This is a genomic window from Nocardia sp. 2TAF39 (assembly GCF_052114905.1).
Lineage (GTDB): Bacteria > Actinomycetota > Actinomycetes > Mycobacteriales > Mycobacteriaceae > Nocardia.
Genome location: NZ_JBFRFQ010000035.1, coordinates 1 through 14,601 on the forward strand (window position 1 = coordinate 1; position 14,601 = coordinate 14,601).

General features: G+C 69.1%; 10 protein-coding genes and 3 pseudogenes. 4 read left to right on the forward strand and 9 right to left on the reverse strand.

Going from position 1 to position 14,601, the window contains the following annotated elements; genetic code table 11:
- Positions 1–258: pseudogene (locus AB4Z47_RS20730) on the forward strand (cytochrome b); the annotation flags it as partial.
- A 61-nt stretch (positions 259–319) separates the two neighbouring features.
- On the opposite strand, the gene AB4Z47_RS20735 reads toward AB4Z47_RS20730, so the two are convergent.
- Complete coding sequence (locus tag AB4Z47_RS20735) at positions 320–820, reverse strand: polyadenylate-specific 3'-exoribonuclease AS (protein ID WP_441952960.1); 501 nt, start codon at positions 818–820, stop codon at positions 320–322.
- Positions 821–1,047: 227 nt separating this feature from the next.
- On the opposite strand from AB4Z47_RS20735, the gene AB4Z47_RS20740 reads away from it, so the two are divergent.
- Positions 1,048–2,433 (forward strand): class II 3-deoxy-7-phosphoheptulonate synthase, encoded by a 1,386-nt coding sequence (locus tag AB4Z47_RS20740; protein ID WP_441952961.1) that lies wholly within the window; start codon positions 1,048–1,050, stop codon positions 2,431–2,433.
- 113 nt (positions 2,434–2,546) lie between these two features.
- On the opposite strand, the gene pknB is transcribed toward AB4Z47_RS20740, so the two are convergent.
- On the reverse strand, positions 2,547–4,508 hold the full coding sequence (gene pknB / locus AB4Z47_RS20745; protein WP_441952962.1) for a Stk1 family PASTA domain-containing Ser/Thr kinase: 1,962 nt from the start codon (positions 4,506–4,508) through the stop codon (positions 2,547–2,549).
- A gap of 148 nt (positions 4,509–4,656) precedes the next feature.
- Between pknB and AB4Z47_RS20750 the strand changes: the two genes are divergently transcribed.
- Positions 4,657–5,025, forward strand: a complete 369-nt coding sequence (locus AB4Z47_RS20750) for an Rv2175c family DNA-binding protein (protein ID WP_441952963.1) — start codon at positions 4,657–4,659, stop codon at positions 5,023–5,025.
- 211 nt (positions 5,026–5,236) lie between these two features.
- Here the strand turns inward: AB4Z47_RS20750 and AB4Z47_RS20755 are convergent.
- The 4 genes and pseudogenes from AB4Z47_RS20755 to AB4Z47_RS20770 form a co-directional block, all read right to left on the reverse strand.
- A pseudogene (locus AB4Z47_RS20755) lies at positions 5,237–6,297 on the reverse strand (phytoene/squalene synthase family protein).
- A complete protein-coding gene (locus AB4Z47_RS20760; RefSeq protein WP_441952964.1) occupies positions 6,294–7,991 on the reverse strand; it encodes an alpha-(1->6)-mannopyranosyltransferase A in 1,698 nt (565 codons plus the stop codon). Before AB4Z47_RS20760 ends, AB4Z47_RS20755 begins: the two are co-directional and overlap by 4 nt.
- 63 nt (positions 7,992–8,054) lie before the next feature.
- Positions 8,055–9,638, reverse strand: coding sequence for a phytoene desaturase family protein (gene crtI / locus AB4Z47_RS20765; protein ID WP_441952965.1), 1,584 nt, complete (start codon positions 9,636–9,638; stop codon positions 8,055–8,057).
- Positions 9,639–9,843: 205 nt separating this feature from the next.
- Complete coding sequence (locus AB4Z47_RS20770; protein ID WP_441952966.1) at positions 9,844–10,977, reverse strand: polyprenyl synthetase family protein; 1,134 nt, start codon at positions 10,975–10,977, stop codon at positions 9,844–9,846.
- A gap of 187 nt (positions 10,978–11,164) precedes the next feature.
- Between AB4Z47_RS20770 and AB4Z47_RS20775 the strand changes: the two genes are divergently transcribed.
- Positions 11,165–12,166, forward strand: a complete 1,002-nt coding sequence (locus AB4Z47_RS20775; protein ID WP_441952967.1) for a methylenetetrahydrofolate reductase — start codon at positions 11,165–11,167, stop codon at positions 12,164–12,166.
- A gap of 289 nt (positions 12,167–12,455) precedes the next feature.
- Here AB4Z47_RS20775 and AB4Z47_RS20780 read toward each other — a convergent pair whose 3' ends face one another.
- From AB4Z47_RS20780 to AB4Z47_RS20790, 3 genes and pseudogenes are all read right to left on the reverse strand, one after another.
- Positions 12,456–13,607 (reverse strand): LLM class flavin-dependent oxidoreductase, encoded by a 1,152-nt coding sequence (locus AB4Z47_RS20780; protein WP_441952968.1) that lies wholly within the window; start codon positions 13,605–13,607, stop codon positions 12,456–12,458.
- Positions 13,604–14,410, reverse strand: a complete 807-nt coding sequence (locus AB4Z47_RS20785) for a DUF1684 domain-containing protein (RefSeq protein WP_441952969.1) — start codon at positions 14,408–14,410, stop codon at positions 13,604–13,606. The genes AB4Z47_RS20780 and AB4Z47_RS20785 overlap by 4 nt, the downstream gene beginning before the upstream one ends.
- Positions 14,407–14,577, reverse strand: a pseudogene (locus AB4Z47_RS20790) (F420-dependent methylene-tetrahydromethanopterin reductase); the annotation flags it as partial. The pseudogene AB4Z47_RS20790 and the gene AB4Z47_RS20785, both read right to left, overlap by 4 nt.
- Positions 14,578–14,601: the final 24 nt, after the last annotated feature.

The window sequence follows — 14,601 nt, forward strand, 5'->3', positions numbered from 1 at the left end:
TACATCGAGGTGCACCAGCCGCTCGGCCCGGTCGACGACCACGGCCATCCGATTCCGTTGGAGTATCAAGGCGCCCCGGTGCCGAAGAAGATGAGCAAGTTGGGTGCGGCGGGCAAGCCGGGCACCGGTAGCTTCCTGCGCGCGGACCCGTGGCAGGAGAGCGAGAAGCACTTCGAGATCGAACACGAGGAAGAGCACAGGCAGCTGAAGGTGCTGCAGAAGGCTCAGGAGAAGGCGAACGGCAAACACAGCCACTGACCTCCGCACGACGGCCCCGAGTCGAACCGACTCGGGGCCGTCGTGTATCACGATGCGGGTGTCACAGGCGCGGCGCCGAGCGGCGGGCTGCCTCGATGGCCTCGAACTTGGCCAGATTGTGCCGGGCGTCGGCCAGCGCGTCGTGCGCGTCCGGGGGGACCGGCGGGAGTTCGGGACGGCCGTGGGCCTCCCAGTGCTGGCGCAGCTCGTTGGTATAGCGCGGCAGCGCGGTGGGCAGCTCGACCATGGAACCCCACAGCTGGCACAACGCCACGTGGTCGTAGGCCGCGACCCAGGCCCACAGCTCCGGCTGGACGCCCGGCCGTGGCAGTAGGAACTCGTACAGGTCGTCGCGGATCTGCTGCCTGCTGCGCCAGAGCGGCGACGCCGGCGGAGGTAGCTGCGGCAGAACGTATTTGCGTACCCATGGGCCAGCCCGACCCGGATCGAATTCGGTGGACACGGCGTAGTACTCCCGGCCGTCCTCGCAGACGAAGCCGATGGAGATCAGCTCGATGGTTCTACCATCCTCGATGAATTCGCAGTCATAGAAATACCTCAAGCAAACTGCCTCTCTGATATTTTGCTGGCAAGAATTCGGCGGCACGGGGGTGGCATGGCGACCTTCGGTCGCTCTCCAGATCGGTGCACGGCACGACGCGTCACCTTACGTCGGTTCCATCGGTGGTTGCTACACACGGGTATGGAATCACCCCACCCTGGGGTGGGGTGATTCCAGCCCTGGTACTGGGTACCTCTCCGATCCGGACGGTCCGTATTCTGGGACCTGTGAACTGGACCGTCGACGTACCCATCGATCGCTTGCCGGAACTGCCGCCACTGCCCGCCGAGCTGCGCAGGCGGTTGGACGACGCGCTGGCACGCACCGCGCTGCAGCAGCCGTCCTGGGATCCGGAGCAGGCGGCCCAGATGCGGACCGTACTGGAGAGTGTGCCGCCGATCTGCGTGCCCGCTGAGGTGGAGGAGCTGCGCGAGCAGCTGGCCCAGGTCGCCCGCGGCGAGGCGTTCCTCATGCAGGGCGGCGACTGTGCGGAGACGTTCGCCGACAATACCGAGCCGCACATCCGCGGCAACATCCGCACCCTGCTGCAGATGGCAGTCGTGCTCACCTACGGCGCGAGCCTGCCGGTGGTGAAGGTGGCCCGCATCGCGGGGCAGTACGCCAAGCCGCGCTCCTCGGACATCGACTCGCTCGGCCTCAAGTCCTACCGTGGCGACATGGTGAACTCGCTGGCCGCCGACGCGGCGATGCGCGAACACGACCCGTCGCGCCTGGTCCGCGCCTACGCCAACGCGAGCGCCGCGATGAACCTGGTTCGCGCGCTCACCGGCGCCGGCATGGCCGACCTGCACAAGGTCCACGACTGGAACCGCGACTTCGTAGCCAAGTCGCCCGCCGGCGCGCGGTACGAGGCGCTGGCCGCAGAGATCGACCGCGGCCTCGCCTTCATGACCGCCTGCCGGGTGACCGATCCGAGCCTGAAGTCGGCCCGGATCTACGCCAGCCATGAGGCGCTCGTGCTGGACTACGAGCGCGCGATGCTGCGCCTGAGCGAGAACGCGATCGGTGAGCCGGTGCTCTACGACCTGTCCGCGCACTTCGTGTGGATCGGTGAGCGTACTCGCCAGCTCGACGGTGCGCACATCGCGTTCGCGGAGCTGATAGCCAACCCGATCGGTCTGAAGATCGGTCCGTCCACCACCCCCGAGCAGGCGATGGAGTACGTCGAACGGCTGGACCCGAACAATGAGCCGGGCAGGCTGACCATCGTGTCCCGGATGGGCAACACCAAGGTGCGCGACGTCCTGCCGCCCATCATCGAGAAGGTGCAGGCCACCGGCCACCAGGTGATTTGGCAGTGCGACCCGATGCACGGCAACACCCACGAAGCGTCCACCGGCTTCAAGACCCGGCACTTCGACCGCATCGTCGACGAGGTGCAGGGCTTCTTCGAGGTGCACCACGCGCTGGGCACGCATCCCGGCGGCATGCACATCGAGCTCACCGGCGAAGACGTCACCGAATGCCTCGGCGGCGCCCAGGACATCTCCGACCTGGATCTCTCCGGCCGCTACGAGACCGCCTGCGACCCGCGGCTGAACACCCAGCAGTCCCTGGAGCTGGCCTTCCTCGTCGCGGAGATGCTGCGCTGAGCTGCGGTCGGCGCACCGCTCCCATCCGGTGCGCCGACGTTCGCACTCTGCTCGGGCAATCCTGTGCCGCGAGTTTTCGCGTATAGGGTTCAATCGCCCTGGGTATCGACGGATCAGGGAAGCGCGACCAGGGAGACGGTGCTGCCAGCCTCGAGGTTGGCGCCGATAGCGGGTGCCTGCGAGATCACCACCGACGAATCCGACCGCGCCAGCTGGCTGACCTGCACCTGCAACCCCATACCTTCCAGGCGGGCACGGGCATCGCCGACGGTCGTGCCGAGCACACTCGGCATCTTCAGCGCGTTGGAGACGAGCAGAGCGACGCCGTCGCCCGACTGCACCGTCGTCCCCGCCGCGGGGTCGGTGCCGATAGCGTGATCGGCCTCGACGGTGCGATCGAACTGACTCCGGTTCTCGCGCACAGTGATTCCGGACGCCGTGAGCATCTTCACTGCTTCCGCGGTGGGGCGGCCCCGCACGTCGGGCACGCGCACCGGCTTCGATCCCTTGCTGCGGAAGACCTTCACCTGCGCGCCGAGCGGGAGCACGGTTCCCGGCTTCGGATCGAGTCTGGCGACCGTGCCCTTCGGTGCGGCGTTGGACTCCTCCCCGGCGTCGATCGGCTGTAGCCCGGCATCCCGGATCAACTGGTTGACCTTCGACACCTCGTCACCCGGTTGGATATCCGGAACCTTGGGCTTGCCGCTGGAAACCAGGACCGCGACCGTCGACCCCTTGGTGACTTTGGACCCCGCCGACGGATCACTGCCGGCCACGCCGCCGACGGGGATCGTGTCCGACGCCTTCTGCCGTATCTCGGTGTCGAAACCGGCGTCCCGGAGCGCGGCAACCGCCTTGTCGGTGTCCAGCCCGGCGACCGGCGGGACCGCCGAGTATCGGCCGAAGCCGAGCCACCAACCGCCGATGCCTACCACCAGCGTGAGAATCGCGACAATCGCCACCCACAACCACACCATGCGGCGGGACTTGCCGAGTTCGTTGCCGTAAGGCGAATACGGCGGCACGGGATGTGCTTGGCGCACTGACTGCGGCTGGTCGTAGCCGTCCGGCGGACCATAGTCGAGTCGGGGCCGCTGCGCGGTAACCACTTTTGTGTGCTGCACAGGCTGCGGCGTGTGTGGCTCGAACGCATGCGCGCCGGCCGGCTGACCATCCGGTGGCGGCACGGCCCGGTAGCTGGCGCTGAGGTGCTCGGCCGACTCCTGTGGCGCGGGCACCCGATAGGCGGGCAGTTGCAACTCTGCGCCGATGTGCCGCAACGCACCGGCCATCTCGTTCGCGTCGGCGAACCGGTGCGCGGGCTCGCGCGCGGTGGCCGTGGCGACCAGCTCGTCGAACTCCGGCGGCACCCCTGCGATGAATCGGCTCGGGCTCGGCACGTCGTTCTCGATGCGCTGGTAGGCCACCGACAGCGAGGTGTCGCCCGTGAACGGGACCCGGCCGGTGAGCATTTCGAAGATCAACACACCGAACGAGTACACGTCGCTGCGCGAATCGGCGGTGCCGCTGGTGACCTGCTCCGGGGACAGGTAAGCGGCGGTGCCCAGAATGACGTTCGCCGAGGTGGTATTGGCCGCCGCGACCGCGCGCACCAAGCCGAAGTCGGCGATTTTCACCTCTCCCGCATCGGAGATCAGCACATTCTCCGGCTTGACGTCGCGATGCACCAGCCCGGCGGAATGCGCGACACCGATCGCCGCGAGCACGGGTTCGGCGACGGCGCGCACCGCGTGCGGCGGCATCGGGCCGCGTTCGCGCAGCAGCTCGCGCAGGGTGCCGCCCTCGACCAGCTCCATGATCAGGAAGGGATGGTCACCGTCGATGCCCTGGTCATACACCGCGACCAGCGAAGAATGCTTGAGCTTGGCGACCGCGCGCGCCTCGAACTCGAACCGCGACAGAAACTGGGGATCGCCCGCGAACTTCGGGTCCATCACCTTGATGGCGACCGGACGGTCCAGACGGATGTCGACCCCACGGAAGACCATCGACATTCCGCCGCGGGCGATCGGCGCATCGATCCGATAGCGCCCTTCCAGCATCTGGCCGATCAAGTGATGTCCTCCGGCTTTCACAAAGCTCTCACCCCTCGCGTACCTGCGACAAGCGATCAGCCGCCCAGTGCGGCACTCACGATGGTATCGACCGAACCGCCCCGGGTGTCTCACGACGGGCAACCAGGAACCGTCTACCGTTGTCCAGGTGAGTGCATTTCCCTGCAGTGATGACGTCATTCCGCAGTCGGTGGCCCTGGTGCCGCTGCCCGAGGTGGCCGACCGACTCGGACTGGTGGTGACCCGGGTGCATCAGATGCTGCGCGACCACCAGCTCATCGCCGTCCGCCGAGGCGGCGTGGCGGGCGTCCCCGAGCGATTCTTCGACGACACCGGCGCGGTGGTGAAGCCGCTGCCCGGACTGATCACCGTGATGCGCGACGCCAAGTACACCGACGAAGAGATCCTGGAATGGATCTTCACCGAGGACGAAAGCCTGCCGGGCAAGCCGATCGATGCCCTACACGGCCCTCTCGCCAGGGAAGTGCTGCGCCGGGCGGCGGCCGACCCGTTCTGAATTTTTGGCCGCGCGGGCGCGGCGTGTTCGCGGCCCCCTTGTGGCYCGCGTCTGTGGGGGTGCGTCTTCGCGGTCGTCTGGTGGTTGGTATCTGGGCGGTCGCTGTTGGTGATTTTGTCGTGGGTGTGTTGGCTGCTCGGACGTGAGCGGGGTCGCGAACGGCGCTTGATGGGCTTGCGCGTTCGGGATGTGTGGTTCGACCGATGCTCGGTCAGCGGTGGAGTCTGTTGCGCAGGGGCGCGGTGGTGAATTCGGTTGCGGCTACGTGTAGTCGATGATGGCGGGGGACCAGAGCGCGACGCTCGAAGACGGCGTAGTCGGAGTGTTCGATGCGATGCAGGATATCGGCGTAGCGGTTGGCTGCAGTACGAATGGCGGGGCGCACACGCGGCTCGAGCAGGTCGATGCCGGATTCGGCGCGGCGGTAGAGGTCGCGGTTGACCGCGATGAGGTGGGCAAGGGCCCGGCGGACGCGCGCGTCGGTGTGTCCGGTTCGGCGGCACTCGGCGAGGAGTTCGTCGTGCACGCCGAATGCTGCGAGGTCGTCGGCGGGCAGGTAGATACGGCCGCGATCGAGATCCTCCGCGACATCGCGCAGAAAATTGGTGAGCTGGAGCGCTTCGCCGAGGGCGGCGGCGCCCGGTTCGGCCTCGGAAACCGGGACGACCGTGCCGAGAACCGGAAGCAGCTGCAACCCGATCGCGGCCGCGGAGCCGTGCATGCACTCCCGGAGCTCGGCCATGGTGGTACAGCGGTCCCGGAAGTCCGCGGCACCGGGCACGTCCATCCGCATGGCGCCCAGAAACGTCCAAAAATGCTGGACCGCAATGCCGTAGCGCTGGATGGTGTCCGCGAGGGGCCAGCACGAGCGCGCCCGGCTGGATACCGGCTTCCCGCGTGGTCGTGCGTCCGAGTTCCGGCGAACTCGCCCGATCCGCAGGGACCGGGATCGACTGCCACTCTCTGTGTTTCCTCGCTAGGCCGGAAGATACCGCGCTCACTCGCGCATCGAGCGCGGGGCGCAGTTGCTTTTCGATCAGATCCAGTTCTTCAGCTTGTCCGGCTGCGGGATGTCTGCGTGCTGATCGACGCGGTCGACGATGTTGTCCACCATCCGCGCGAACGCGTACAGCGCGTGGACCGCGCGCCGTCGCTGCGCCGTCAGCAGCCTGGTGGCCAGAAGTAGGTGCGGCCGTAGGTCGCGGCGATCTGCCTGCATTCGCGATAGGTGAGTGTGCGTTCGGCGCCGGTCGGTAGGTGGTCGCCGGTCATGGAGCGGCGGGCGATGCCGAAGCGGTACTCGGTGGAGCGGCGCGCAAGCGCAGCGGGTCCACCCTGCGCAGTGACAGCGCCGCCACCACGGCGGCGAAGGTCGCTGCGGCGACGTGCCAGAAGTTGTAAAGACCTATCGACCCGTCCGGCTGGAACACCAGCATCAGCCAGGTGCACACACCGACCAGCCCCATCAGTGTGGTGGTGGACAGCGCGAACCCGGCGGCCAGCGCCAGCGGCCAGGAGTAGTACCAGGGCAGGGCGGCCGGAGAGAGGATGACGATCGCCACGAACGCGATCAGGATGCCGAGCACCGCCTCCCGCTCGCTGTGCCGGAATCGCCACCAGGTCCAGGCCAGCACCGCGACCAGCGACAGCGCGCACATCGCACGCGTCACCTCGAGCACCGACTCCAGCCGAAGCGGGGTCACCCAGGTGACCGAGTGCGCCAGGACGGTCGGCAGCGAAAGCCAGTTGATGATCTTCTTCGACCCGGACAGCGCGGTCAGCCAGCCGATGCCGACGCCCGCGATCGCCGAGGCCGCCACGAACACCACCGCGAACACGCTCAGGCCGAGTCCCGCGATCTTGGCGAACATCAGCGCAGGATGCGGCATGTCCTCGGTCGGCTCGGCGGCGTCGTCGGGCTGCTCGCTCGCGGGCAGATGCGCCGGATCGCGCCCCACCCGCTGCGCCGCGCGGCGTTCGCGTTCGTGCAACATCCAGATCCACACCAGGAATGGCAGTGCGATACCGGCGGTCGCCTTGATAGCCACACCCACCGCGACGACCACGATGCCCGCCACATGGTGGCGCTCCAGCACCAACGCGATGCCCGCGCACATCAGGCCCACCATCAGCATCTCGTTGTGTACGCCGCCGATCAGGTGGATCAGTACCAAGGGGTTCAGGACGGCCAGCCACAGCGCGACGGTCGGCTTGCCACCGAGGTGCTTGGTCAGATAGGGCACCGCCCACATCATGAGCGCGAGGCCGGGCAGCATGACGAACCGCATCGCGATGGTGCCCGCCACCACGTTGTCGCCGGTTACGGCGGTGATCGCGCGTCCGAGGAGCAGGAACACCGGACCGTAGGGCGCGGTGGTGGTTGTCCAGACCGGGCTCACATTGTCCAGCAGCACACCGGGATTCGCGACCGGACCGACCTGATAGGGGTCGAAGCCGTCGCGCAGCAGCGCCCCCTGGGCGAGGTAGGAGTACGCGTCGCGGCTGAACATCGGCACGGCGAACAGCAGAGGGAAGATCCAGACGCCGACGATCGCGCGCAGCTCGTTCAACGTCACACCGGCGTCCATCCGGTCGCCGGTCCCGATCGTGGCGCGCCCGAGCCGGACCCAGGCGGTGACCATCAGCAGCACGCCGATCCAGATGCAGATGGTCGAGAGTGCGTAGCCGTGGCCGAAGCGGAGCCAGGATAGGTGCGCGGCCTCCAGCAGCGGGTCGCGTTTGCGGACGCTGCCCGCGCCGAACCCGCCGAAGGTGATCATGACAGCGCCGAAGAAGCCGAGCAGGGCGGCATGGCCCTCGGGGCTTCTGGCGAAGTCGGCGTAGGTGCGCATCCACCACAGGAAACCACGGGGGGTGGCCGATTCGCGGCGTGCCGAAGTGCTGGAGGCGGGGCCGGTGATGTCGGTGGAGGCGGCCTCTGCGGTGCGCGTTTCGGGGGATGCCATCTGGTGTCGGTCCCCCCGAGTGGTCGGCGGTCGCAACCGCGAGCGAATAGGTCGGCGCTTAGTTTACGGCGTCGCCCCGAACACTATCCCGCTGGTGCGTGGGGTTTCGCTTCGAGCGGGTGAGATATCGCCGGAAATGCGGTTTGCCGCCAGTTTTCCGGACAGCAGCGCGGTCGGCACACCGACGCCGGGGGTGGTGCCGCAACCGGCGATAACCACGTTGTCGCTGGAGCGGGGAAAATTACTCGGCCGAAATGGCCCGGTTTGCCGGAAAAGGTGCGCCGCGGAGAACGGGGTACCGGCCAGCATCCCTTGATCGAGCCACGTTTGCGGCGTGTCGAGATGGTCGACGGCGAAGTGCCCGGCGATGCCGTGGTACCCGCGTGCCTCGAGCACGACGAGCAACTCGCGCAGGTACGCGGGCCCGATCCTCGCCCAGTCCAGCGGCGCCGCAGCCAGATTCGGGCACGGCGCGAGCAGGGAGAACGGCTCGTACCGTCCGCCGCTCCGGTCGATGACGAGGCTCGGATCGGTCAACGCAGGCCGGGTGAGCAGCAGTGAGGGATCGCTCATCAGCGCGCCGCGCCCGCGGCGCGCGGTGATCTCGGCGAACGTGGCGGCCCACGCCTGACCGAACTCGATGGTGTGATGTGCCTGCACGGGCCAGGTCTCGGCGACCGCGGTGGGCACTGTTCCGTGCGCGACGACGGCGGAGGGCGCGGCGCGCAGCAAGCGTCTGCGCCGCACACCGAATCGTTCGATCGACCCAAGGTCGGCGGTGAGCACGAGGGCGTCGCATTCGAAGGACCGTCCGTCGGCGGTGCGGGCGCGCCGGGCTCTGCGGCCCGTGTAGTCGATTCCGACCACCTCGGCGCCGAGTACCAGAGTTCCGCCCGCGTCGGTGAACGCCTGGGCCATCGCCGCGGCGATGGCCCGCATGCCGCCCTCAGGGAAGTAGACGCCCAGCGAGGTGTCCATGTGCGGTATCGCGCCGTACACGCCGAGCGCGTCGGCGGGCGGAATGCCCGCGTACAGCGCCTGGAAGGTGAACAGCCGTGCCAGCCGCGGATCCCGCAGGAACCGGCGCACCCGAGGGCCGAGCCTGCCGAATCCGCCGAGACGCACCAATTCGACCAGCGCGCGGCGTTTTTCGGGCTTGCGAACCAAGTCCAGCGGCGAGTCGAAGTTGGTGTCCATGAACTCGGTGAACTCGGCCGCGTAGATGCGGGCCAGCCAGTCGCGCAGGCGCCGGTAACCGCGCGCCTCAGCGGGGCCGCAGGTGCGCTCGACCTCCGCGGCCATCGCATCCGCGTCGGCGAACACCCGGATGTCGGCGCCGTCGGCGAATCTGGCGTGATAACTCGGCGTCAGCCGATGGATCCGCAGCGGGGGGACACAGGTTTCCGGGCTGCGGTCGACGGCGGCGAGCGCGTCGGTGATCAGCTCGGGCAGCGTCAACACGGTGGCGCCGGAGTCGATGTCGTAGTCCGCGCCCCGGTAGCGCCCAACCCGGCCACCGGGGTGATCGGCCCGCTCGAGCAGCGTGACTGTGTGCCCGGAGCCGGTCAGATACAGCGCGGCGGAAAGCCCCGCCAACCCGGCGCCGACGACGACCACACGATCGGTCGGTCCCGTAACGGTCTTCACCCGGTTCTCCTCCTCATCGCCGCGGCGCGCCGACCGCTCGCCGTGTTCGCTCGCTCATGGCTCCACCTCGCTGGCGCTCGGCTCCACCATGACCGAGAACTCGGCTGTGTCCTTTGTTCGCTCGCTGCGCTCGCTCATGGCTCCACCTCGCTGGCGCTCGGCTCCACCATGACCGAGAACTCGGCTGTGTCCTTTGTTCGCTCGCTCATGCGGCGCGCCTGGTCGCGGCCAGCGCCATCGCGCGTAACCGTTCTTTCGCGGCGGGAGTCGCGGTGCTGGTCTCGATGGCGGTCAGGCCGCTCTCGGTGAGTTCGGCGATCCGGCGCTCCACCTTGTCGACCGCGCCGAGTTCGGTGAGCACCGCGCGTAGCCGCTGCACGTCGTCCGCGCTCAGATCGGTGCCGATGCTGGTGCGCAGCAGCTGGCCCGCGGCCGGGTCGGTGGCGTCGGCGCGGCGCAGCGCTTCGGCCAGCAGGACGGTCCGCTTGCCTTCCCGCAGGTCGTCGCCGGAGGGCTTGCCGGTCACCGCCGGGTCACCGAACACGCCGAGCAGGTCGTCACGCAACTGGAAGGCGATGCCGATATCGGTGCCGAACGTGCGATACGCCTCGACCAGGCCCCGGTCGGCGTCGGCGATGGCGGCGCCGAGGTGCAGTGGGCGTTCGACGGTGTAGGCGGCGGTCTTGTACCGATTGATCCGCAAGGCGGCCTCCACCGATTCGTCGGCGTCCGCCTCGCCGTGGATGTCCAGCAGTTGACCGCCGAGCACCTCGGTGCGCATGCATGCCCAGATCGGCGCGAACCTGGCGATGGCCGCCGGGTCGAGGCCGGAGGCGTGCACCATGTCGTCGGCCCACGCCAGCGCCAGGTCACCGATCAGGATGGCTACGCCGGCGCCGAAGTGCGCCGACTCGCCCGCCCACCCGCGTTCGCGGTGGCGCCGCTCGAAGTCGACGTGCACAGTCGGGAAGCTGCGGCGAGTGCGGGAGGAGTCGATGATGTCGTCGTGCACCAACGCACAGGCCTGCACCAGTTCCAGCGCCGAGCACGCGGTGAGCACCGCCGTCGCCTCGGGGTCATCCGGAGCGCCGCCCGCGCCGAGCCACCCGGTCCACGCGAACGCCGGCCTCGTGCGCTTTCCGCCGCGCAGCACGAACTGCTGGAGCGCATCGACGGCCTCGACGAAGACCGGTCCCAGTCGCTCGACTATCTCGCGGCGGGTCAGGAAGAACGCGGTCAGGGCGCTTTCCACGGCGGAGACGAAGGCAGGGGTGCCCGGCTGCGGCACACCGGCATGCGGCGTCTGGGTACCGATTCCGGCAGACAGGGGAGCCTCCAAGGTCGTGCGGTGGTGGACGCGCGGGGGTGCGGTTCACGGGGTGTCGGCGGCGCGAGTGAGTCGAGGCCGAGCAGGGGATGGTCGCGCGTTTCGCTCGACATGGCGAACGTGCTGCCTGCTCCGAAGAATACGCGGGGCGCTCGAGTGACCTGACGGCGCTGCCGCCGGTCACCTCTACACTGGACCGGTGACTTTCGACAACGTGCGGGGAAGCTCGACCCCTGGCCGGCCGCCCCGGACGCACCCGAACGTCTCTGGAACACCGTCGGTTGTACAGAGTCTGCGGGATCACGCGGGGAGCGTGGTGCCGTTCTCCGTGGAGTTCAATCCGCCCCGAGACGCCGCCGCCGAGGCGCGGTTGTGGCGTGCCGTGCGCCAGTTCGAGTGCATGCACCCCGCGTTCGTGTCGATGACCTACGGCGCGGGCGGTTCCACCCGCGACCGCACCGTGCGCATCACCGGAGAGCTCGCGCAGGAGACCACCCTGCTGCCGGTCGCGCACCTGACCGCGGTGGAGCACAGTGTCGCCGAGCTGCGTTCGCTGGTCGGCGCGTACGCCGACTCCGGAATTCGCAACATCCTGGTGCTGCGCGGCGACCCTCCGGGCGATCCGCTCGGCGAGTGGCACAAGCATCCCGACGGCGTCTCCTACGCAGAGGAGCTGGTGCGCATCGTGCGCGACCTCGGTGACTTCCACGTCGGTGTCGCCTCGTTCCCGCAGGGCCACCACCGCTCGCCCGATCTGGCAACCGACACCGCATTCCTGGCCGCGAAACTGCGTGCGGGCGCGGAGTATTCGATCACGCAGATGTTCTTCGACGTCGAACACTACCTGCGCCTGCGCGACCGGGTCGGGGCGTTCGACCCGGTCGAGGGCACCAAGCCGATCATCCCGGAGCTGATGCCGATCACCTCGCTGCGCACCGTGCAGCGTGCCGAAGAACTGTGCGGCAGGCCGTTGCCCGCCGCCGTCATGGAGCGGTTGCGCAAGGCAGCGGGCGACGGCCCTGAGGAGAACGCCGCCGCGGTGCGCTCGGCCGGCATCGAGATCGCCACGGAGATGGGGCAGCGGCTGATCGACGAAGGCGCGCCCTGCTTGCACTTCATCACCCTCAACTTTGCCAAGGCGACCAGCGAGGTGCTCACCAACCTCGGCTACGGCGTCACCGCCGCACCGATCAGTGCCTGACCAGCCCGGTCCGAGAGTGTGACGAAAGCCGGTGGGCCGAGTGAGCTGCGCCGCGCGTGAACAGGCAGCGCGATCGGCGCGACCCCGGACCGGGTCGCCCTCAGCTCCGTCGTCTCCGTCGACAGCACCGCGCCGGCGGACTGCCTGGCTTGGCGGGCCCGGTCGCGGCGGATCATGACGGGGCGGGCGCGCCCGAGGCCGGGTCAGGACCGGTGCGAACGAAGACGCGTGGTCGCAGCGGCCGAACCGGGTGGAGTGCGGCGGCACCCACCCGGTTCGGCGGCGGTACTCACGCGGCGCGTGCGGCCCGCAGCCCCCACGCCTCGGCGAGCAGCCGATGCGATTCCAGCCGATCGGCGTGCCGGTGGGTGATGCTGGTGACCAGCAGTTCGTCCGCGCCCGTGACACGTTGCAGCGCGGCGAGTCGGTCCACCACGGTGGCAGGCGATCCCACGAACTGGGTGGCCAGGCGGTCGTCGACCAGGCGCCGCTGCTCCGCGGTGAGTGGCGCGACGGTCGCCGGGTCGAGATAGTCGGCCGCGCCCGCGCCGCTGCGGATGCTGTACACCCAGTGTCCGTAGCTCGCGGCCAGCCGCTGCGCGGTCGCGTCGTCGTTCGCCACGACCACATCCGCCGAGATCACCACATACGGCTCGGCCAGTTGGGCGGACGGGCGGAACGCCGCGCGGTAGGCCTCCACCGCGTCCAGCGCGGTGCCGGGCGAGACGTGATACGCCGCGGCGAACGGCAGCCCCAGCCGCCCGGCCAATTCCGCGCTCTCGCCGCCGGAGCTGCCGAACAGCCACAGCTGCACCTGCGCACCCTCGCCCGGAACCGCGTGCAGTGCAACGCCTTCGGGGCTGACGAAGCTGCCCGCCAGCAGGGCGCGCACCTCGGCGATCTGCTCGGCGAAGTCCAGCGCCTGTGCGCCGCGCTGTTGCAGCGCGCCGATCGAGGCGAGGAATTTCGACCGGTCGACGATGCGCCCCGGATCGAACGGCGGCGGAACCACGACGCCGTCGCGGATCTGCGTCCGCCCGGTCACGGTGTCGACCACCGGGTGCCCGCCCTTGGGCCGGGCGGCCTCTGAACCGTACTGGCCGCGCCGGTGGCCCGAGCGGCCGAGCCCGAGGTCGAGCCGGCCCGGGTACAGCGCGTCTATGGTGCCGAATGCCTCCACGATCGAGGCCGAGGTGTGGTGGCCGACCTGAACTGCCGCCGAACCCACCCGGATGTTCGACGTGGCCGCCGCGACCAGACCGATGAGCGTGATCGACGACGAGCTCGCGACCGAGACGAAGTGATGCTCGGCGAGCCAGTACCGGTGGTAGCCCCACCGTTCGGCGTGCTGCGCCAAATCGACGGTGTTGCGCAGCGCCTGCTGCGCTGTCGATTCCGCGCTGATCGGGGACAGATCGAGGACTGACAGCGGAACGGTCATGCCGCCCGTCCCTGCTTCGGGTCCTGTTCGCCCGCCTCGATGGCCACCCGCAGCCGGTTCTGCGCGGGCGCCACCGGGCAGGTCGCGAAATCGGTGAAGGCGCACGGCAGGTTCGCCGACCGGTTGAAGTCGAGCGACACCGTGCCGTCCGCCTCAGGCACACCCACGGCCAGCGAGCGTGCCGCGGGGTAGGTGGTGACACCGCTGGTGGCGTCGGTGAACAGCAGCCGCAGGTTGTCCGGGGTGCCGAACGCGACAGCCCGCGCGGTCACCTCGCCGAGGGTGAATTCGATGGTGCCAGAGGCGATGTGGTGGTGCTCCAGCCCGTCGACCACCGCGCCGGTGGTCACCGTCTGCTGTTCGTCGAACGGCGTGAACCGGCCGGGCACCACCCAACGCGGATCGGGCGCGTAGGTCGGGATGCCGTCGAAGCCGAGCAGGTCCGGCGCGGCCGGGTCGTGTACACGGACGGCGTAGCGGTCGGTGCGGCGGATCACCTCGAGCACCCGATCCTCATGCAGCACAAGAACTCCCGGCGCACCCTCGGTGGGCCGGACGATCTGCACTCCCGCGATGCCGAGGCCGTCGTACTCCAGTCGGTCGGCGGGCTGTGCGGTGATGAAGACCTTGTCGTCGGTGACCCACCAGGTGCCCGGTACGTCCGGCAGCCGCTCGGGCCGGTCGGTGAGCCAGTGCAGTCCGGTCAGGCTGAGGAAGCCGAGCGGGTCGCGCAGCTGGTCCTCGCGTGCGTGGTGCCAGTGCGCCCACTCGGTCTCGAAAACGCTGGTGATACTGGTGGTCATGACGCTCGGGCTCCTTCGTGGACGGTGGTGCGATGGTGGGGACGGCGCAGGCCGAGGTGGACGCGCAAGGTGGCTCCGGTGTACTCGGTGCGGAAGCTGCCGCGGTCCCGCAGCTCGGGGGCGACCAGGCCGACGAATTCGTCCGGCCCGGCCGGGGTGAGGTGCGGGCCGTGCTCGCGCCCGAATGCCCA